This is a genomic window from Brucella ciceri (assembly GCF_041930145.1).
Lineage (GTDB): Bacteria > Pseudomonadota > Alphaproteobacteria > Rhizobiales > Rhizobiaceae > Brucella > Brucella intermedia.
Map to the genome: position 1 here is coordinate 368,477 of NZ_JBHEEV010000005.1, position 17,290 is coordinate 385,766.

Below are 17,290 nucleotides of genomic sequence, written 5' to 3' on the forward strand. Positions count from 1 at the left end.
TGGCGCGCATCTTATCCGAGAACCGTTTCACACTTTTCGGGATACGCTTTTCAACCCTTCGACAGCACCTTGCGGATGATGTCGGCAACGGCTGCACTATGGTCGAGCGGCATGATCGCATCGGATATCCGGCCGCTTCGCACCGCATCGCGGACCGCTTCGGCCTGAAACTGCAATCCGTTGCCGGAAAAAGCATAGGTTTCGATGGTGCGGCCCGGCAGGGGCAGGCGGTTCATGACCTTGCCTACAAACCCCTTGCCGCCATTCGGGCCGAGCGATGACCGCGCGGCAAAGGCAGAAAACAGCGTCAGCCTCTGGGCTTTCAGAAATGGCGAATGGATCAGGATCGTGCCTTTGGTCCCCTCGATCAGCATGCTGTTCTCGCCGTCGCGGTCGAAGCCGCAGGAAAGGCTGGCTGTAGCGCCCCGCCAGCCGAGCTGGAAATCGGTACGCATGTCGACGCCGCTTCTGGCGCGCTGCCAGCGGCCGTCCGCATGATCCGGCAAGCCAAGGAAATACAGTGCCAGCGAAACCGGATAAACACCGAGATCGAATGCAGCGCCGCCGCCAAGTTCCGGACTGAAGAAGCGGCTTTGCGGGTCATAGGCGCGGATATAGGACAGATCGGCTTCAATGCGCGTCACCGCGCCGATGCGACCGCTGTCGATATGCTTCCTGGCGGCGCGGATCGCTGGCAGAAAGCGGCTCCACATCGCCTCCATGGCGAAGACGTTTTTTGCTTTCGCAGCGGCTTCGATCTGCCGTGCGCCCGCCGCATCCAGCGACAGCGGCTTTTCGATCAGGCATGGCTTGCCGGCCGCGATTGACTGCATGGCCTGCAGCACATGCATCGCGCTCGGAGTGGCGATATAGATGGCATCGATATCCGGATGGGCGAGAAACGCGCCTGAATCGCTGAATGCCTTGTCAGCGCCGATCCGCCGGCGGAAAGCTTCGGCGGTCTCCGCCGCGCGCGAGCAAACAGCGGTGACACGCATCCCCGTGCTTGCCTGAATATCGTCCGCAAAGGCGTTGGCTATCGTGCCCGTGCCCCATATGCCCCAGCGAAAGTCTGTCTTTGCCTGCCTGTCCTGATTCACGTGCTTGCCCCGCAACTTCATACAGGTGCTATATAGCTCATGTAATGCGGCTAACGAAGTTTCTTTGTCCTGTCAGGATGTCTTTCACAAGGTGGGTTTGATGAGCGGATTTGTCGTGGCTGTAGCGCGGGATGGTGAGCATCGTTTTTCCAAACAGGTCGTGCCGGAAATCCGCATCATCACGGGGCATGGCGTCGAAGGCGATGCGCATCAGGGCGTGACGGTAAAGCACCGTTCCCGCGTGCGGGCCGACCCGACACAACCCAATCTGCGGCAGGTGCATCTCATCCATGCCGAGCTTTTCGACGAGCTGGCCGAAAAGGGGTTCGATGTTGCGCCCGCCGACCTTGGCGAGAACATCACCACGCGCGGTGTCGATCTGCTGGGTCTGCCCCAGGGCGCGCTGATCAGGATCGGCGATGAAGTCGTTCTGGAAGCGACCGGCCTGCGCAACCCCTGCGCCCAGATAGAGAATTTCCAGGCCGGGCTTCTGAATGCTGTGCTGGACCGCACCCCCGATGGCGAACTGGTCCGCAAGTCGGACATCATGACCATCGTTCTTGCAGGTGGCATGGTAAAGGCGGACGACGCGATCACTATCGAATTGCCGCCGCTGCCGCATCACAAGCTGGAACGGGTGTGAAAATCGCGAAACACGGGTTTTCAGGCCAGCTAACCGATTTAACAAGGCGGTTATGCGGGCAAAACCGGTGATTTTCGTGACGGGAGGTCTATCAACTTTGCGTCATATGCCCTAGATCATCCCACAATAGGATACAGATTGACATGCGCTGCTGCCGAAATCCGGCGGCGGCCTATTCTTATCGGTTCGGCTTGTCGGCGTTCGATGTTCTGCATGTGTCTAGACGACGGCCGGTCGGTTGCATTTGCGAAGGGCACAAAATGGAAAAAGCAGATATCGGAATGGTCGGCCTTGGCGTCATGGGCTCCAACCTGGCGCTGAACATAGCCGAGAAGGGCTATACGGTAGCCGTCTATGACCGTGATGAGCCTGTGCTGAAAGCCTTCCTCGAAAAGGCTGGCCCGCTGCGCGACAAGATCATTGCTTGCCCTACTTTCGAGGACCTCGCGGCGAATATCCGCAAGCCGCGCCCGATCATCTTCCTCATCAAGGCAGGCGCTCCCGTCGATGCTGAGACCACCCGCCTCAAGGCCTATCTTGAGAAGGGCGACATCATGATCGACGCTGGCAATTCCGATTATCGCGACACGGTGCGCCGTCTGAAGGCGCTCGGCCCCAATGATCCGACCTTTGTCGGCATGGGCGTTTCCGGCGGTGCGGAAGGTGCGCGCCACGGTCCGTCGATGATGGTCGGCGGCACCGAGGAAGCCTATGAGCGCATCGCGCCGATCCTGCTTGCCGCTGCCGCCAAATACAAGGACGAACCTTGCTGTGCGCTGGTGGGCCCCGATGGCGCCGGTCATTTCGTCAAGACGATCCATAACGGCATCGAATATGCCGACATGCAGATGATTGCCGAAATCTACGGCATCCTGCGTGACGGTCTCGGGCTTTCCGCCCCTGCCATCGGCGATGTGTTCGAGAAGTGGAACCAGGGTCCGCTCAACTCCTATCTGATCGAGATCACCGCCAAGGTGCTGAAGGCGACCGATCCGGAAACCGGCAAGGCGATGGTCGACATGATCCTCGATGAAGCCGGCCAGAAGGGCACGGGCCGCTGGGCGGCCATCGAGGCGCAGATGCTGGGTGTTCCGGCAACCGCGATTGAAGCTGCGGTCGCTGCCCGCTCCCTGTCCTCGCTGAAGGCGGCGCGCGCGCTTGCCGCAAAGGCCTATAATCCCGGCCAGCGCAGCCTCGAGATTTCCGATCAGGCAAAATTCCTCGCCGATCTGGAGCAGGGTCTGCTGGCGGGCAAGATCGCCGCTTACGCTCAAGGGTTCGCGGTGATGGAAGCCGCATCGCAGGAGCACGGCTGGAACATCCCGCTTGCAGAAACCGCCCGCATCTGGCGCGCGGGCTGCATCATTCGTTCGCAGCTGCTGGACGATATCGCCCACGCCTTCGAGGACAGCGAAAGCCGCAACCTGCTGCTGGCGCCCGCCTTTGTCGAACGCATGAGCAAGGCTTCCAACGGCCTTCGCCAGATCGTCGCCAAGGCGGCGCTCGCTGGCCTGCCTTTGCCTGCACTGGGCTCGGCGCTCAGCTATTTCGACAGTTTTACGCAGGCGCTTGGCACCGCCAATCTCCTCCAGGGCCAGCGCGATTTCTTCGGTTCGCACGGCTTCAAGCGGATCGACAAGGACGGGGATTTCCACGGTCCCTGGGGCGAATAAAATTCGCTGTAATTGAAAAAGCCGCCCACTGGGCGGCTTTTTTGTTTTAATCTGCCAGCACGAGCAGATCGCGTGAGGCGAAATGCACGGTCACCTTGTCGCCGCGCTGCGGCGGCGGATGAGTCGGATCGTTGAACGTGTCGAACGAAAGGCGGTTCTTGCCGAGCGTCACACGCGTGCGAATGACGGAACCGAGGAAATGAACATCGTCGATCGTTGCTTCCAGCGCTGTATCGTGGCTCTTGCGCGCTTCGAGGCTGACAGCTTCCGGGCGCAAGGCCAGCGTCAGCGGCTTGCCCTTCGGATGATGGTCGAGCGTTTCCTGCACCGTGATGGTGCGGCCGTCGAGCTCGATGCTGTTCCGGCCGGGTTCGCTGACCGAGGCTTCCAGCATGTTGAGCGTGCCGACGAACGACGCCACGAAGCGCGAGGCAGGGCGGTTATAGATGTCGAAAGGCGATCCGATCTGGTCGGCGCGGCCTTCATGCATGACCACGATGCGGTCGGAGATCGACAGCGCTTCCTCCTGATCGTGGGTGACGAAGACGGTCGTAATGCCGAGCTTCTGCTGGATGGCGCGGATTTCTTCGCGCAAGGATATGCGGATTTTGGCATCGAGTGCCGATAGCGGCTCGTCGAGCAGAAGAACCTGCGGCTTGGTGGCAAGCGCGCGCGCCAGCGCGACGCGCTGCTGCTGGCCGCCGGACATCTGGTAGGGATAGCGATCCGCCAGATGGTCGAGGCGGATGAGGCCCAGCATTTCCTTCACCGTGGCGTCGATTTCTGCCTTCGACTTTCCGGCAACGCGCAGGCCGAACGAAACATTCTGCGCCACCGTCATATTAGGGAAAAGCGCATAGGCCTGAAACACCATGCCGATATTGCGCTGGTTGGGCTTGAGGTCCACCACATCCTTGCCGTTGATTTCGATGGCGCCGCTGTCGGGCATCTCGAAACCGGCGATCATGCGCAGAACGGTCGTCTTGCCGCAGCCTGACGGGCCGAGGAAGGAGACGAATTCGCCCTTTTCCACGGCAAGGTTGAAATCGTGGACGACGGTATTGGCGCCGAAGCTCTTTTTCAGGTTTTTGATATTCAGAAAAGCCATGAATCTTACCCGGCGGTTGTCTTGAATTTATTGAGGCGCGAGACGAGCTGCAGCATGATGATGCTGAGCCACGTTATGCCAAACGAAATGATCGCCAGCGCTGACGGTTCGTAGGCGCGGTTTGCGCCGACCAGCTGCAGATAGGGACCGAAGGCAGGGCGGTTCAAAAGCGAGGCCAGCGTGAACTCGCCAATGACGATGGCGAATGTGATGAAGGCACCGCTCATCACGCCGGAAATCACATTCGGAAAAATCACCTTGAACATGATGCGGCCCCAGCCAGCGCCGAGGCTTTGCGCGGCTTCGGTTAGCGTATTGACGTCGATAGTGCGCATTGCCGTATCGACGGCACGATACATATAGGGCAGCGAAAGCGTCATATAGCCGAACATCAACAGGAGGTCGGTCGCTCGTGTCGATGCGGTGAACGGCAGCCAGGATGACGAGTTGTAGATGCGCAGATATCCGAACACGATGACGATGGCCGGAATGACCAGCGGCAACAGCGTGATGAATTCCATCACCGGGCGCAATTGCGGCAGGCGCAGGCGCACCCAGTAGGCGGTCGGCACGACCAGAAGCACGCCGAAGATGATGGTCAACAGGCCAAGCAGGATGGAATAGCCGAAGGTCGCCTGGAAATTCGGGTCGGAGAACACGACGCGATAGGCATCGAAGGAATATTCGCCGCGCCGCATGCGCAGCGAGAATTCGAACGTGCCGATGAGCGGCACGAGGAAATAGATCGCGCCAATCAGGAAGGCGATCCAGGCACCGATTTTCTGGGCATTTATGCCTTTCTTTTTCATCGCTGCCACCTCTCGGCGCGAATGCGCAGCCAGATATAGATGAGGTTGGAGATACCTGTGATGACGATCATGCCAAGGGCCAACGCATAGCCGAGGTTCTGGTTATGCAGAACGTCGCCACGGATCTGGGCAAAGAGCAGGATCGGCACGATGTTGAGCGAGGAACCCGTCAAGGCGTAGGCGGTGGCGATGGCGCCGAAGGCGTTGGCGAACAGGAGAAGCGTCGTGCCGAGCAGGCTCGGCCACAGGATCGGAAAGGCCACCATGCGCCAATATTGCGCGGTGGTCGCACCCAGAATGGAAGATGCCTCGCGCCACTCTTTTTTCAGTCCGTCGAGGGCGGGCGTCAGGATCAGCACCATCAGCGGTATCTGGAAGAACAGATAGGTCAGCGTCAGGCCGAAGAAGGAGAGCAGGTTGAAACCTGTCGCATAGAGGTTGAAGCCGAACCATTCCTTGAGAAGGATCGTCACGAAGCCGGTTCGCCCCAGCGTCGCAAGAAAGGCGAAGGCAAGCGGCACGCCTGCGAAGTTCGAGGCAACGCCCGAAAAGGTCAGCACCGTCGGCCGCAGCCAGGAGGGCAGGTTGCCGAGGACAACCGCCCAGGCCAGAAAGAAGCCGATGATCGCGCCGCCGATGGCCGAGGCCAGACTGACCTTGATGGAAATCCAGTAGGCGCTCATGATCTGCGGCTGAAAGAGATCATGGATGTTCTGGAGCGTGAAGTTTCCAGCCGGGTCCTGAAAGGCGCCGATGATGAGGTACATCGTCGGCCAGATCAGAAACAGGATGGCGAAGATGAAAAACGGCGTCACGCCAAGCCAGGACAACGGAAGCCGGCGCTTGCGCACTCCGCTGGGGGCTGATGTTTCGGCAATTGAACTCATAGGTTCTTTCTTTGGACCGGTTCCCGGCAGAACGGAAACTGACAGAACCGTTCCGACTTCTTGTTTATATCTTGCGATCGGCAGGGCGGTCATTCGCCCCTGGGGCAATTACATTGCATCTTTGCAGTCTGCCCATCCTGTTTGCCAAAGAGCGCGGCGCTGTTTGGAAAAGAGGACGGGAGGGCAAATGAAACCAGTTTGATGTCGCGCCGACCGTTTGGGGCCGACGCGACATGTGTTCGATGCGACAGAAGCGCTTACTGGACGTTTGCGCCCACGACGCTGTCCCATTCCTTGGTGATCGTGGCCTGTGCTGCCTCGATCTGTTCCAGGGTCGGGAAGATAGCCTTTTCATAGGCTGCTGCTGGCGGCAGCTTGTCGAGCAGTTCCTGCGGGATCTTGCCAGCCTTCGCCATCGCGTTGAAGCGGATCGGATGACAGTAGCCCTTCAGGTAGCCGAGCTGGCCTTCATCCGAATAGATGTGCTCCATCCACAGCTTCGCAGCGTTCGGATGCGGAGCGTAGGCGCTGATCGCCTGCACGTAGACACCGGCGATGACACCCGTCTTCGGGATGACGGTTTCGATTTCCGGATTGCCCTTGAGCGTGTCGCGGTCGGCGAGCGCGTTATAGTCCCAGCGGATGACGATAGGGGTCGAGCCCTGCGCCAGCGAAGCGGCCTTGCCGATGACCGGAACGAAATTGCCGTTGGCGTTCAGTTCCTTGTAGAACTCGAGGCCCTTCTTGCCTGCGGCTTCGCCCGGCTCGCCGCCACGGGCGATGCCGGCGGCATGAACGCCGAGAATGGCCTGTGCGGAAACGCGCGGATCGCCTGCAAGCGCAACGGAATTTGCGTAGTCGCTCTTGAGCAGGTCTTCCCAATCCTGCGGGATGTCCTTGACGATGTCCTTGTTCACTTCGAAGGCGAGCACGCCGTAATAGTCGCCATACCAGTGGCCTTCAGGGTCCTTGGCGCTGTCTGGTATTTCGTCCCAGGTCGCGACCTTGTAAGGCTGGATCAGGCCGTCCTTCTTGGCCGAAGCGCCGAAGGCGAAGCCGACGTCGATGACGTCAGGAGCCTGTGGGCCCTTGTTGTCCTTGTTGGCCTTGATGGCTTCGATTTCATCGCCCGAACCGGCGTCCGGGTTCAGTTCGTTGACCTTGAGGCCGTACTTGTCCTTGAAGCTCTTGATGATTTCGCCATAGCCGCACCAGTCATGCGGGAGTGCGATGGTGGTCAGTTCGCCTTCCGCCTTGGCAGCGGCGATCAGTTCGGCTGACGGTTCGGCAGCGGCGATGGAAACCCCGGCAACGGCGATTGCCGTCGAAAGCGACAGCAGACGCGCTGTGTAAGCAAGCATTGTTTGACTCCCCTGTTTAAGGTCCGGCGAACGCCCCCGGTCGATTCCGGTGCTCGCGCATTCCCGATACCCGCCCTATATGACGGTTGGATGACAGTTTGTGGCTTGTCACAAACTGCCAGCGGTGGAAAGTGAAACACGTTTTCAGAGACTTAGCAATTCATCCGTTTGCGGGAGCAGCATTTTTATGACAGGAAATGTGACAGTAAATTCGTCGTTGTCATAATTCTGCAAGAGGCTTTTCCCTGCGCGACAGGGGTTTGTCTCCGCGCGGCATCACGGTCGAATTTCTGCGATAAACGAAAATTTCTGAAAGATGATCGAACCCTAATAGGTTTCGTATGAAATTGGGAGGCGGAGAGCTAATGCCCTCCACCGCCACCGCCGACCTGCTTGGGTTTGCGCAGCATGATGGCGCAGACGGCAAGCGAGCAGAACATCATCGTGAGGATGAAAAACACGTCGATGAAGGACAGAAGAGTGGCCTGCTGGCGCACCATGCCGGAAAGCTTGGCGATGGCAATCGTCGCGCCGTCCATGCCTGCCGCATTATATTTGGCGGTCAGGTTGGCGATCATCCTTTCCGCTTCGGCATTGCCCCAGCGAACATGTTCGGCCAGCCGCTCATAATGCATGTCGCCGCGCCGGGTGAGGATCGTATTGATGACGGCAAGGCCGACGGCGCCGCCCAGGTTGCGCGTCAGGTTGAAGAGGCCCGATGCGTTTTTCAGCAGGGAAGGCGGAAGCGTGCCGAGCGCCAGATTGTTGATCGGCACCATGCACAGCATCAGCGAGCAGCCACGCAGAATCTGCGGCAACAGCAATTCGTGGAAATCCCAGTCGGCCGTCAGACCCGTCACCATCCATGTGCCTGCCGCAAAGCCGAGGAAGCCGATCATCATCATCAGGCGCGGGTCCATCCTGTTGGAAAGGAAACCCGCCACCGGCGCGGTGAAGAACATGGCGAGACCGCTGACGAACAGCGCTTCGCCGATCATCAGGGCATCATAGCCGCGAACAGTGCTCAGATAGAGCGGATATAGATATGTGAGGCCATAAAGACCGACGCCCATCACGAAGGAGAACACCGAGCCGAATGCGAAATTGACATTCCTGAAGGCTCGCAAGTCCACGATAGGCTCTTCTGCGGTAAAGGCCCTGAAGAAGAAGAGAATGCCGCCGACGATCATAACGCCGGTCAGGACGAAGATGGCTTCATCCTGAAGCCAGTCATTGCGCGGGCCTTCTTCCAGAACATATTCCATCGAGCCGAGGAATGCGGCCATGCCGAGAAGGCCCCACCAGTCGAACTTGCTCAGAAGGGAGCTGTCGCCTTCGTCGAAGTCGATGAGGTTCCATGCGGCGATGGTAACGAGGATGCCGGGGCCGACATTGACCAGAAACAGCCAGTGCCATGAGAAGGCGTGGCTCAGATAGCCGCCGATCGTCGGGCCGATGGTTGGCGCAAGCGTTGCGACCAGACCGATCATCGGCGAAACGATGGAACGCTTGGAAGGCGGGAAGATGGTGAAGGCGGCTGCGAACACGCTCGGGATCATGCCGCCGCCGATGAAGCCCTGAATTGCGCGGTAGACGATCATCTGCTCGATGTTCGTCGCCGTCGCGCAAAGCATGCTGGCCAGCGTGAAGCCTGCCGCAGAAACGGTGAAGAGCACGCGCGTCGACAAAAGGCGTCCAAGGAAGCCCGACAGCGGAATCATGATGACTTCCGCAATCAGGTAGGACGTCTGGACCCAGGAGATTTCGTCGGAACTGGCGCTGAGACCCGCCTGGATTTCAGCCAGCGAAGCCGAGACGATCTGAATGTCCAGGATCGCCATGAACATGCCGAACACCATGGCCAGAAAGCCGATGGCCTTCTTGGGGTCGATGCGGTCTTCTGCCGGGGCTATCGGCCCCATTGTCGTGTCTGCGGCCATGACGGCGCACTCCGGAATGGAAGAGAAAGGCGGCGCGAAATCCGTTTCGCCGCGCCGCCATCTGTTATTTCAAGTGAGCCAAAGGGCTCGATCAGTCGGCCTTTTGCTCGGGGGCCGTGCGCGTGTCGATATCGACCACGACGCTGAGGCCCGCGCGGATCTTGCCGGATTCCAGCGCTTCCTTCGGGATCATGATGCGCACGGGAACGCGCTGCACGATCTTGGTGAAGTTGCCGGTCGCGTTTTCCGGCGGCAGCAGCGAGAACACGGCGCCCGAAGCCGGAGCGATGGACGCGACCTTGCCGTCGAACTTCGTGCCGTCGATAGCGTCGACATAGATATGCGCGGTTTCGCCGGTCTTGATCTTTGCGAGCTGCGTTTCCTTGAAGTTCGCGTCGATATAAAGCTCATTGACCGGGACAAGCGCCGCAATCTTCTGGCCCGGCGAAACGAGATCGCCCTTCTTGCCGGAAAGATTGCCCACCACCCCGTCGAAGGGCGCGCGCAGCGTCGTGAAGGACAGGTCGCGTGCGGCTTTGTCGCGGGCAAGTTCCAGCGATTTTACCGTGCTTTCGGCTTCGCTATATTGGGCGTTGAGCACTTCGATATTGGCCTTGGCAGAAGCGATCTGCGCATCGCTGCCGGCAACCTTGGCGCGCGCCTGGTCCAGCGAGGACTGGGCCGTGTCGAGTTCGGCCTGCGCGACGAAACGCGTGTCGTGCAGCTTCTGCACGCGCGCGATCGTGTTCTGCGCATTGGTCAGAACAGCCGTTGCGGCCTGCTTGTCGGCATCGGCCTGTTGCAGGGTTGCCTGCGCGGCGTCGGTCTGGGCCTTGATGCGAACGAGGGTCTGTTTCTGGGTCGCGAGCTTGGCTTCGGCTTCATCGAGCGCGATCTGGTAGTCGCCTGCATCGAGCTGGAAGATCACATCGCCAGCCTTGACCTGCTGGTTGGCGGCCACGGGGATGTTTTCGATATAGCCGGTAACTTTCGGCGCGATGGACGCAATGTCGCCCTGCACATAGGCGTCGTCGGTCGAAACCATGAACCGTCCGACCGTCCACCAGTCATAGGCGAACCAGAGGCCGCCTGCGACCGCGACCGTCAGAATGCCGGGCAAAAGTACGCGTTTGCCGAAGCCCTTCTTCTTGCCGCCCTTGGCGGTTTCCCCGGTTTCCCTGGGTGCGGCTTCCTGCGGGTTCGGCGCGGTATGGGGCTGCGATCTCTCGCTCAGCGGCGCCTCATTCGTCGCCGGCTGGGTTGCCGAGGCGAAGTTCTTGGCGTTGGGAAACGGATGAATATCGGCCTTATCAACGGACTTCGGGGCGGACATAGGGAAACTCTCTGGACATCCTTGGGATTGAACCGCTCGGTTCGATGTTGACATAGATCAATAAGATGCGCATATCAAGAGCATATCGAACCGCTTGGTTCGAAAAAATTCAAGAGTCTCTAAAATGAAGCCTGATCGCAAGACCAAAGGAACAACGGATACGATGATGCATGACCGGAACCGGCATGATGGGAAAGATGTCGGCATTATGGGTCAAAGCAAGTCGTCCTGCTCCGAAACGGAATGCGGTCGCACGCGGCTGGGTGCCGGTCAGGACCCTGCAAAACGCCGCCAGATTCTCGAAGGCGCTCAGGACGTGTTCCTGCGCATGGGTTTCGATGCAGCCAGCATGAACGACATCACGCGTGAAGCTGGCGTGTCGAAGGGCACGATCTACGTCTACTTCAACAGCAAGGAAGACCTGTTCGTCGCATTGTGCGAACACTATCGCCACACGATGTTCAGCGAATTGATCGCCACTCTAGACAGCGGTTTCGGGAACCGTCAGGAGTTGACCGATTTCGGCGTGGCGCTGGTGACGCTCATCACTTCCTCCACCGCCATCCGCGCCCAGCGGATCGTGCTGGGCGTGAGCGAGCGCAAGCCGGAGCTTGCCGCGCGGTTCTATGAGCGTGGCCCGAAGCGCAGCCTCGTGGTGATGGCCGACTATCTCAGGCGGATGATCGAAAGCGGCAAGCTCAAGCCTTTCGATGCCGACCGGATGGCCTATCAGCTTTCCGATCTTTTCCTGTCGGGCCTCTACAGGCCGCGGCTTTTCGGGGCCTTGTCGGAGCCGCCATCAGCGGAAACGATTCGCAGCAATGTCGAGCTGGCAGTGGATTTCTTCTACAGAGCTTACGGAAATGAGAATGAAACTGTTCTGAAATAGAACAAGTTGAGCATGGCATTGCTTGATTCTCAAAAAAAGTTTACCGCCACACCAATTAACTTCTCATTTAGGCCTTATTTCGGCACCGCTTTTGTGTGCAATTCTTTGCTATCGATTAATTGAAGGTTGTCAGACCCCCTGTTTTTTTTGTCACTTATACAAAAGATTGAATGGCTTCAGGCCCCGATTCGGCCCCCTTTTTGGACACGGTAATAATCGCCTGCCAGCATTAAGGACATTATATTAATGACACTCGATCTGATTCATTTTCCGAATTTTAAGAAGACATTTTTTGGCACTTCCTTCCAGAGCGATACGCTTGCTCTGCTGACACGAATTCGCGACGAGATCGGTTGTCGTCACATCTTGCACACTTATCGTGGACGGATGGGCGATTGCTCGAAAACCAGTTCTTCCGACCTGACGGTCGTGATGACTGTGCCCGCCAACTGGGCCGCCCGCTACTCCACCAAGAACTATTTCGTTGTCGACCCGATCTTTCAGGAAGATGCGCCCTATTTCAAAGACGATGTAAGCGGCATCGTTCGCAATCTCCAGGAAGACGCAGACCAGTGTCCGGCTGTCGCCGACATGCTGCAGGATGCGGAAAAGCACGGGCTGGGCAATATTTTCATCGCCGTCTCGGCCCGCGGCCAGAAAGGTGCGGTCGGCTGTTCGCTGTTCAGCTTCGAGATCAGCCCGGACGAGGACCGTGAACAGTTCGTGGCGAAGCTTCGCCCGCGCCTGTTGAGCCTGTCGGGCATCATCCATTCGGCGCTGTGCGGCTGCAAGGATGTGGCGACGGTGTCCAGTCTTCTGACCCCGCGCGAAGTCGACTGCCTGCGCTGGGCCGCAAATGGCAAGACGGATGGCGAGATCGCGGAAATCCTGAACATCGCGCGTTGGACGGTGGTGACTTATCTCCAGAACGCCAAGATCAAGCTCAACTGCTCCAACCGCACTTCAGCCGTGGCGACGGCGCTGTCGCTCGGCATCATCGAAATGCCGGAAGTCCATCATCTGAACTGATGCCAGCGGACTTGCAGAGACAAGAACACCGGATGTTTCAGGCATCCGGTGTTTTGTGCTTTCAGGCCCTTTTTCTGAGCGGCAGGCGGGCGGCGTCGAAGGCGTTGGCAAGCCGCGCCGTGTTCCTGGCCGGGTCTTCGTTAGCGTCCTCGAAGGCGATGTGGTTCAGCTCAATCCCCGCCGTCTTGTCGGTCAGCGTCAGCCGAAAATAGGCGTAGACGCCCTGATTGCGAAACTCCATGTCGAGCACGATGGCCGGTGGCGACTGCCAGTCGCAGCGATATTCCCCGCCATGTCCGAGTTCCAGCGTGCCGGGAAAGAAATAAAGCTCGGTCGCCGAACTGACGATATCGGCGATATTGGCAAAAAGCTCGCAGCGTATGAAGGCGATGTAGTCGGCCGGATCGACCAGACGAAGATCGGTTGCGACTTCGCGCAGGTTCCCGGCAATGATCGCCTCGCGCTCGTTGGAGAATTGCAGGCTCTTCATGGTTTCACCGCCAATCTGGGGAACAGGCCGTCACTGTTCCGGAACATATAAATATCATGATTATCCAATTGTTCTTATGCATGTCTCACTCCCAGTTCCCACCTTTGAGACATGCTCTAATGTAATGCATGCCGCGTATTGATGACCCGGATCAGCTCGGCCACGGCCTTGTAGAATTCCGGTGCGATCATCTGGTCGACATTGACCTGTTTATAGAGCGCGCGCGCCAGCGGAACGTCCTCGAATATCGGGATGGAATGCTGCGCGGCGATCTCTCTTATCTTGAGAGCGATCAGATCCTGCCCCTTTGCCACGACGACCGGGGCCGCATCCTGATCGGGCTTGTAGCGCAGTGCTACGGAAAAATGAGTCGGATTTGCGACGATGAGCGTTGCCGTCGGAACGGTGTTGATCATGCGGCGGCGCGCACGGTCGCGACCGAGCGATCGCAGGCGAGACTTGACCAGCGGGTCGCCTTCCGACTGCTTCAGTTCGTCCTTCACCTCCTGCCGGGTCATGCGCAGTTCCTGCCGCCAGTGAATGCGCGACCAGGCAAGGTCGAAACCGGCAATTGCCGTGATGGCCAGAACATTGGCGACCAGCAGGCGCACCATGTTCTCACGCAGGAATTCGGGCAAGGCGCTGGGGTCCGAGGCGACCGCATCGGTGAAAAGGCTGTTGCCGCTGAAAAAGACGACGAAGACGATGACGCTCGCCGCCAGAAATTTGGCCAGCGACTTGAGAAACTCGACCTGACCGCTGCGCCCGAAAATACGCTGCCACCCCTTGAGAGGCGATATGCGCGAGGCCTGCGGGCGGATGCGCTCGCCAACGAAACGCGGCGCATTCTGGAACGCGGAGGCCGCAATGCCGGCAAGCGGAATGATGATGAATACCGGCACGAGGGCCGCGCCGACGGCGAGCGCCAGAACGCCGAACAGACGGCTCGCATCCTCGGCGCTGTTGAGGAGCCAGTCTTCGGGACGGTCGATCAGTTCCCGCAGGAAGACGGCAAGCTTCGTTGTGGCAGGTCCAGCGACAAAGACTGCGATGATCAGAAAGGAAGCGATGCCAGCGAGGATCGGCGTTTCGCGGGAAAAGGGCATGTTGCCCTTTTCCAAGGCGTCGCGGATCTTCTGTTCGGTGGCTTCTTCTGTTTTGCTTTCCTTGTCAGCATCATCTGCCATGGGTCACCGCAATCAGGACGAAGCTTCGCCAGCGTCGAGGGTGATGATGCCGCGTTCGGAAAGATCGATGGCGATACGGGCTATCGTGCGGCGCGCATCGGCAATGTTCTGCGCGGTTATGTTGCCCTGCTCGGCGCCAAGCTCGGTTTCCACCATGCGGCGGCCACGGGTCGAGAGCGAGGAGAGAACGAGTTCCTGAAGCCTTGTGTCCGCTCCGCGCAGCGCCGTTGCGATCTGTTCCGTCTGCACTTCATCGAAGAGCAGCAGGCGCGCGCGCTGCGACAGGCGCTCGATGTCTTCAAAGGTGAAGAGCTTGGCCTTGATGCGGTTGAGATCGTCGCGGTTGAGGTCTTCAAGGCTCGCCATCAGTTCTTCCATCTCGCTTCTGTCGAGCTGGTTGAAGATATTGGCGATCTGGCCGTGATGCGCCTTTACCGGTCCGGAATCGCTGCGGCCCAGAAGATCGCGCCGCAGCACGTCTTCGAGAAGTTCCGCCGCAGCCGGTGCGACATTGCCGATATGGAGCGAGCGCTGCACGACGGCGTTGCGCAACTGCGGCGGCAATACCACGAACAGCCGGGCCGCGAGGTCGGACGGCAGCTTCGACACGATATAGGCGATGATCTGCGGATGCTGGTCCGTCAGATAGGCCTGCAGGCTTTCCACCGGCAGGCGGCCGAGCTGCACCCAGACGGATTCCTGAACGAGTTGCGGCTGGACGCGCTCTTCCAGAACCGCATCGACCTCTTCCTGCGGCAGCGTTTCGCGCAGCAGGCCCTCGAACCGCTGGGCAGCTTCCGAAACCGGCGCGCCTTCGGCAAAGGAATCCTCGAACTGCTTGACCAGATGTTCGAAATCGAGCGGTGAAATCGGCTCCAGCGTGCGGGCATGACCGGCAAGCTTGCGCAGGTCCTCGGCATTGAAATGCTTGAGAAGACGCGCGGCCGCAGGGCGACCGATGGCAACGAGGATCGCCGCCGCCTTTTGCGGGCCGGTCAGCGTATCGACGAGGCCGCTGGCGGTCCCTTCAAGGTCTTCCGCGAGGGCTTGCTGTTCATTGTCGGCCATGGTCACGTCCGTTACTTGCCGATGATTTCGGTGAGGCTGACACCGAAACGCGAGGAATCGTCTTCAAGGACGATCACTTCGCCACGGGCGATGACGCGGCCATTGACCACGATATCGACCGGATCGCCGATCTGCTTGTCGAGCGTGATGACCGCACCGCGACCGAGCTTCATCAGATTGGCAACCGGCATGGTCGTGCCGCCAAGGACAACCTGCACATCGACGGGAATGCCCATGATGAGTTCGAGATTCGGCTTGGATGGCCCCTTCTGCGCGCTGCGCGGCTTTTCCTCGCGCAGTTCCTCAATGGCTTCGTCCAGTTCCTGCTGCATGTTCTTGTCCTCGGTTTCCTTGCTCATGCCTGGCCTGCGAGTTCGACCGTTGCCTTCCTGACCGTGCGGCGCACGAAGACCGGCAGTGCGTTCTTTTCCTTCGGGAGCGATTGTTCGGCGGCGGCGGTCCGGTCGTCGGTGCGCCGTGCGCTGTCGGCGACATTGCGCGCATGGCGGATGTCGCGGGTCAGCGCCTTGCGCAGCCGGTTCAACTCCTCGATCGCCTCTTCCATTTCGCGGCGCACGCGCTGCGTTTCGGCAAGGCGGGCTTCAAGCCTGGTGTTTTCGTCAGCCAGGGCAGTGCCAAGATCGGTGCGCTCGCTCTGGATGGCCTTGACGGCGCGCTCCAGCCCGTTGGAGGCGGCTGCGACGCGCAGCGCCAGCAGCTTGCCGAGCTTGATCGTCTCATTAGCCTTGCGGCCAACCACGATCAGGGCCGCAAGCGAGGCGAGAGCCATCAATGTGGAAAGCACGTTAGCCAGCAACAAGCTCATCGATGAAATCCTCTTCCTGATTGACCGGGTCGCCGACCTTGACTGTGAAATGAATGCCCGATTTGCCGAGCGTGCACTTGAAAAGCTGCTGATCGCCGGCGCGCAGGCGCACCTGCTCCATGGCGTCGGCGGGCAGTTTCAGAACCTGGCCGATTTCCAGCATCGACAATGCGTCCAGCGTCATCGATCCCTGCTGGATGAATGCCTCAAGCTCGATGCGCGCGCGACTGACCTCGTGCCGCATCTTCTTCGCCCAGCTCGGATCGGCCTGATTCATCGGGCGGCGTAAAAAGGCGGCCACGGCATCCTGCATCGGCTTGTGCGTGCTGCGCGGCAGCAGCAGGTGCACCCGACCGGTCTTGCCTGCGGCGGTAACATCGATGCGGCAGGCGAAAAGGCGCGAGCGCTCGAAATTCTCCCGATCGAATTCGGCGGTATCGATGCATTCACCGGCAGCAAAAAGCGTCTGGCCGTTTCCGGCGAACACCTGATCGAGCGATTTGGCAAGATGACCGGCCAGAAGTGCGGAAATCTTCTGCTCCAGCATGCCGAAGGGACGGTCCTCATCGACGGAACCGACATTGCCCCCGATATTGCCTTGCGCACCGAACATCGCCTCGATCACGGAGAAGACGAGGGTTGCATCGGCGGTCAGATAAAGCGTGCAGCCCCAGCGCTCGGCCTTCAGCGGCGCGATGATCGCAGCCTTGTCGAGAATGTCGGCAAAGGCGGCTTCGTCGGTGCTTTCCACCTGACCCGCATCAATGTCGAACGCGGCGGCGCAGCCATGTTTCAGCCGGTCGCAGAAATGCGTCGAGGCATCCTTGAACACATGGGCAAGCGATTTCAGGTCGTCGCCCGAAAGACCGGCTGCGCGCAGCACATTCTCGGCCAGAACATCGGTTTTGCGGTTTTGTCCCAATGTGGCGGTTTCGGCGGTGGTCATC

Annotated in this window: 17 protein-coding genes; 4 read left to right on the top strand and 13 right to left on the bottom strand. The window is 59.4% G+C overall.

The features are described 5' to 3' along the window. Positions 1–50 precede the first annotated feature (50 nt). Positions 51–1,100, bottom strand: a complete 1,050-nt coding sequence (locus tag JNC63_RS12705) for a Gfo/Idh/MocA family protein (RefSeq protein ID WP_031346095.1) — start codon at positions 1,098–1,100, stop codon at positions 51–53. Between the two features lie 100 nt (positions 1,101–1,200). On the opposite strand from JNC63_RS12705, the gene JNC63_RS12710 reads away from it, so the two are divergent. Further along, entirely contained in the window at positions 1,201–1,743 is a 543-nt protein-coding gene (locus JNC63_RS12710; protein WP_374846382.1) for an MOSC domain-containing protein, read from the top strand. Positions 1,744–2,003: 260 nt separating this feature from the next. Further along, on the top strand, positions 2,004–3,416 hold the full coding sequence (gnd, locus tag JNC63_RS12715) for an NADP-dependent phosphogluconate dehydrogenase (protein WP_006471423.1): 1,413 nt from the start codon (positions 2,004–2,006) through the stop codon (positions 3,414–3,416). Between the two features lie 46 nt (positions 3,417–3,462). Here gnd and JNC63_RS12720 read toward each other — a convergent pair whose 3' ends face one another. From JNC63_RS12720 to JNC63_RS12745, 6 genes are all read right to left on the bottom strand, one after another. Further along, the gene (locus JNC63_RS12720) at positions 3,463–4,524 is read right to left on the bottom strand and encodes an ABC transporter ATP-binding protein (protein WP_006469435.1); all 1,062 of its coding nucleotides are present in this window, start codon (positions 4,522–4,524) and stop codon (positions 3,463–3,465) included. Positions 4,525–4,529: 5 nt separating this feature from the next. Further along, positions 4,530–5,333, bottom strand: coding sequence for an ABC transporter permease (locus JNC63_RS12725; RefSeq protein WP_006471424.1), 804 nt, complete (start codon positions 5,331–5,333; stop codon positions 4,530–4,532). After that, positions 5,330–6,220, bottom strand: a complete 891-nt coding sequence (locus JNC63_RS12730) for an ABC transporter permease (RefSeq protein WP_006471425.1) — start codon at positions 6,218–6,220, stop codon at positions 5,330–5,332. Before JNC63_RS12730 ends, JNC63_RS12725 begins: the two co-directional genes overlap by 4 nt. A gap of 257 nt (positions 6,221–6,477) precedes the next feature. Beyond that, positions 6,478–7,581, bottom strand: a complete 1,104-nt coding sequence (locus JNC63_RS12735) for an ABC transporter substrate-binding protein (protein WP_006469432.1) — start codon at positions 7,579–7,581, stop codon at positions 6,478–6,480. A 362-nt stretch (positions 7,582–7,943) separates the two neighbouring features. Continuing rightward, positions 7,944–9,521: a DHA2 family efflux MFS transporter permease subunit gene (locus JNC63_RS12740; RefSeq protein WP_006469431.1), complete on the bottom strand. Its 1,578-nt coding sequence runs from the start codon at positions 9,519–9,521 to the stop codon at positions 7,944–7,946. Between the two features lie 91 nt (positions 9,522–9,612). Further along, entirely contained in the window at positions 9,613–10,854 is a 1,242-nt protein-coding gene (locus JNC63_RS12745; RefSeq protein WP_006471426.1) for an HlyD family secretion protein, read from the bottom strand. 124 nt (positions 10,855–10,978) lie between these two features. On the opposite strand from JNC63_RS12745, the gene JNC63_RS12750 reads away from it, so the two are divergent. Together JNC63_RS12750 and JNC63_RS12755 are read left to right on the top strand one after the other, a co-directional pair. Then, positions 10,979–11,743 carry a TetR/AcrR family transcriptional regulator gene (locus tag JNC63_RS12750; RefSeq protein WP_006471427.1) on the top strand — a complete coding sequence of 255 codons (765 nt, stop codon included), beginning with the start codon at positions 10,979–10,981 and terminating at the stop codon, positions 11,741–11,743. A gap of 246 nt (positions 11,744–11,989) precedes the next feature. After that, on the top strand, positions 11,990–12,772 hold the full coding sequence (locus JNC63_RS12755) for a helix-turn-helix transcriptional regulator (RefSeq protein WP_006471428.1): 783 nt from the start codon (positions 11,990–11,992) through the stop codon (positions 12,770–12,772). A 61-nt stretch (positions 12,773–12,833) separates the two neighbouring features. Here the strand turns inward: JNC63_RS12755 and JNC63_RS12760 are convergent, their stop codons facing one another. The 6 genes from JNC63_RS12760 to JNC63_RS12785 form a co-directional block, all read right to left on the bottom strand. Next, positions 12,834–13,262 carry a BspJ family T4SS effector nucleomodulin gene (locus JNC63_RS12760; RefSeq protein ID WP_374846385.1) on the bottom strand — a complete coding sequence of 143 codons (429 nt, stop codon included), beginning with the start codon at positions 13,260–13,262 and terminating at the stop codon, positions 12,834–12,836. 116 nt (positions 13,263–13,378) lie between these two features. Next, positions 13,379–14,449: a flagellar biosynthesis protein FlhB gene (flhB, locus tag JNC63_RS12765; RefSeq protein ID WP_006469427.1), complete on the bottom strand. Its 1,071-nt coding sequence runs from the start codon at positions 14,447–14,449 to the stop codon at positions 13,379–13,381. Between the two features lie 12 nt (positions 14,450–14,461). Beyond that, complete coding sequence (locus JNC63_RS12770) at positions 14,462–15,517, bottom strand: flagellar motor switch protein FliG (RefSeq protein ID WP_006471430.1); 1,056 nt, start codon at positions 15,515–15,517, stop codon at positions 14,462–14,464. Positions 15,518–15,528: 11 nt separating this feature from the next. Next, positions 15,529–15,876, bottom strand: coding sequence for a flagellar motor switch protein FliN (gene fliN / locus JNC63_RS12775; protein ID WP_006469425.1), 348 nt, complete (start codon positions 15,874–15,876; stop codon positions 15,529–15,531). Next, positions 15,873–16,343, bottom strand: coding sequence for a BAB2_0123 family type IV secretion system effector (locus JNC63_RS12780; RefSeq protein WP_006469424.1), 471 nt, complete (start codon positions 16,341–16,343; stop codon positions 15,873–15,875). The genes fliN and JNC63_RS12780 overlap by 4 nt, the downstream gene beginning before the upstream one ends. Continuing rightward, positions 16,324–17,289: a FliM/FliN family flagellar motor switch protein gene (locus JNC63_RS12785; RefSeq protein ID WP_006469423.1), complete on the bottom strand. Its 966-nt coding sequence runs from the start codon at positions 17,287–17,289 to the stop codon at positions 16,324–16,326. The genes JNC63_RS12780 and JNC63_RS12785 overlap by 20 nt, the downstream gene beginning before the upstream one ends. Position 17,290: the final 1 nt, after the last annotated feature.

What these genes read in the sequence shown, in the direction of transcription:
- JNC63_RS12760 (WP_374846385.1), bottom strand. Translation starts at nt 13,262, where the DNA reads ATGAAGAGCCTGCAATTCTCCAACGAGCGCGAGGCGATCATTGCCGGG.
- JNC63_RS12725 (WP_006471424.1), bottom strand. Translation starts at nt 5,333, where the DNA reads ATGAAAAAGAAAGGCATAAATGCCCAGAAAATCGGTGCCTGGATCGCC.
- gnd (WP_006471423.1), top strand. Translation starts at nt 2,004, where the DNA reads ATGGAAAAAGCAGATATCGGAATGGTCGGCCTTGGCGTCATGGGCTCC.
- JNC63_RS12770 (WP_006471430.1), bottom strand. Translation starts at nt 15,517, where the DNA reads ATGGCCGACAATGAACAGCAAGCCCTCGCGGAAGACCTTGAAGGGACC.
- JNC63_RS12745 (WP_006471426.1), bottom strand. Translation starts at nt 10,854, where the DNA reads ATGTCCGCCCCGAAGTCCGTTGATAAGGCCGATATTCATCCGTTTCCC.
- JNC63_RS12740 (WP_006469431.1), bottom strand. Translation starts at nt 9,521, where the DNA reads ATGGCCGCAGACACGACAATGGGGCCGATAGCCCCGGCAGAAGACCGC.
- JNC63_RS12755 (WP_006471428.1), top strand. Translation starts at nt 11,990, where the DNA reads ATGACACTCGATCTGATTCATTTTCCGAATTTTAAGAAGACATTTTTT.
- JNC63_RS12730 (WP_006471425.1), bottom strand. Translation starts at nt 6,220, where the DNA reads ATGAGTTCAATTGCCGAAACATCAGCCCCCAGCGGAGTGCGCAAGCGC.
- JNC63_RS12780 (WP_006469424.1), bottom strand. Translation starts at nt 16,343, where the DNA reads ATGAGCTTGTTGCTGGCTAACGTGCTTTCCACATTGATGGCTCTCGCC.
- JNC63_RS12785 (WP_006469423.1), bottom strand. Translation starts at nt 17,289, where the DNA reads ATGACCACCGCCGAAACCGCCACATTGGGACAAAACCGCAAAACCGAT.
- JNC63_RS12750 (WP_006471427.1), top strand. Translation starts at nt 10,979, where the DNA reads ATGAAGCCTGATCGCAAGACCAAAGGAACAACGGATACGATGATGCAT.
- JNC63_RS12735 (WP_006469432.1), bottom strand. Translation starts at nt 7,581, where the DNA reads ATGCTTGCTTACACAGCGCGTCTGCTGTCGCTTTCGACGGCAATCGCC.
- flhB (WP_006469427.1), bottom strand. Translation starts at nt 14,449, where the DNA reads ATGGCAGATGATGCTGACAAGGAAAGCAAAACAGAAGAAGCCACCGAA.
- fliN (WP_006469425.1), bottom strand. Translation starts at nt 15,876, where the DNA reads ATGAGCAAGGAAACCGAGGACAAGAACATGCAGCAGGAACTGGACGAA.
- JNC63_RS12710 (WP_374846382.1), top strand. Translation starts at nt 1,201, where the DNA reads ATGAGCGGATTTGTCGTGGCTGTAGCGCGGGATGGTGAGCATCGTTTT.
- JNC63_RS12720 (WP_006469435.1), bottom strand. Translation starts at nt 4,524, where the DNA reads ATGGCTTTTCTGAATATCAAAAACCTGAAAAAGAGCTTCGGCGCCAAT.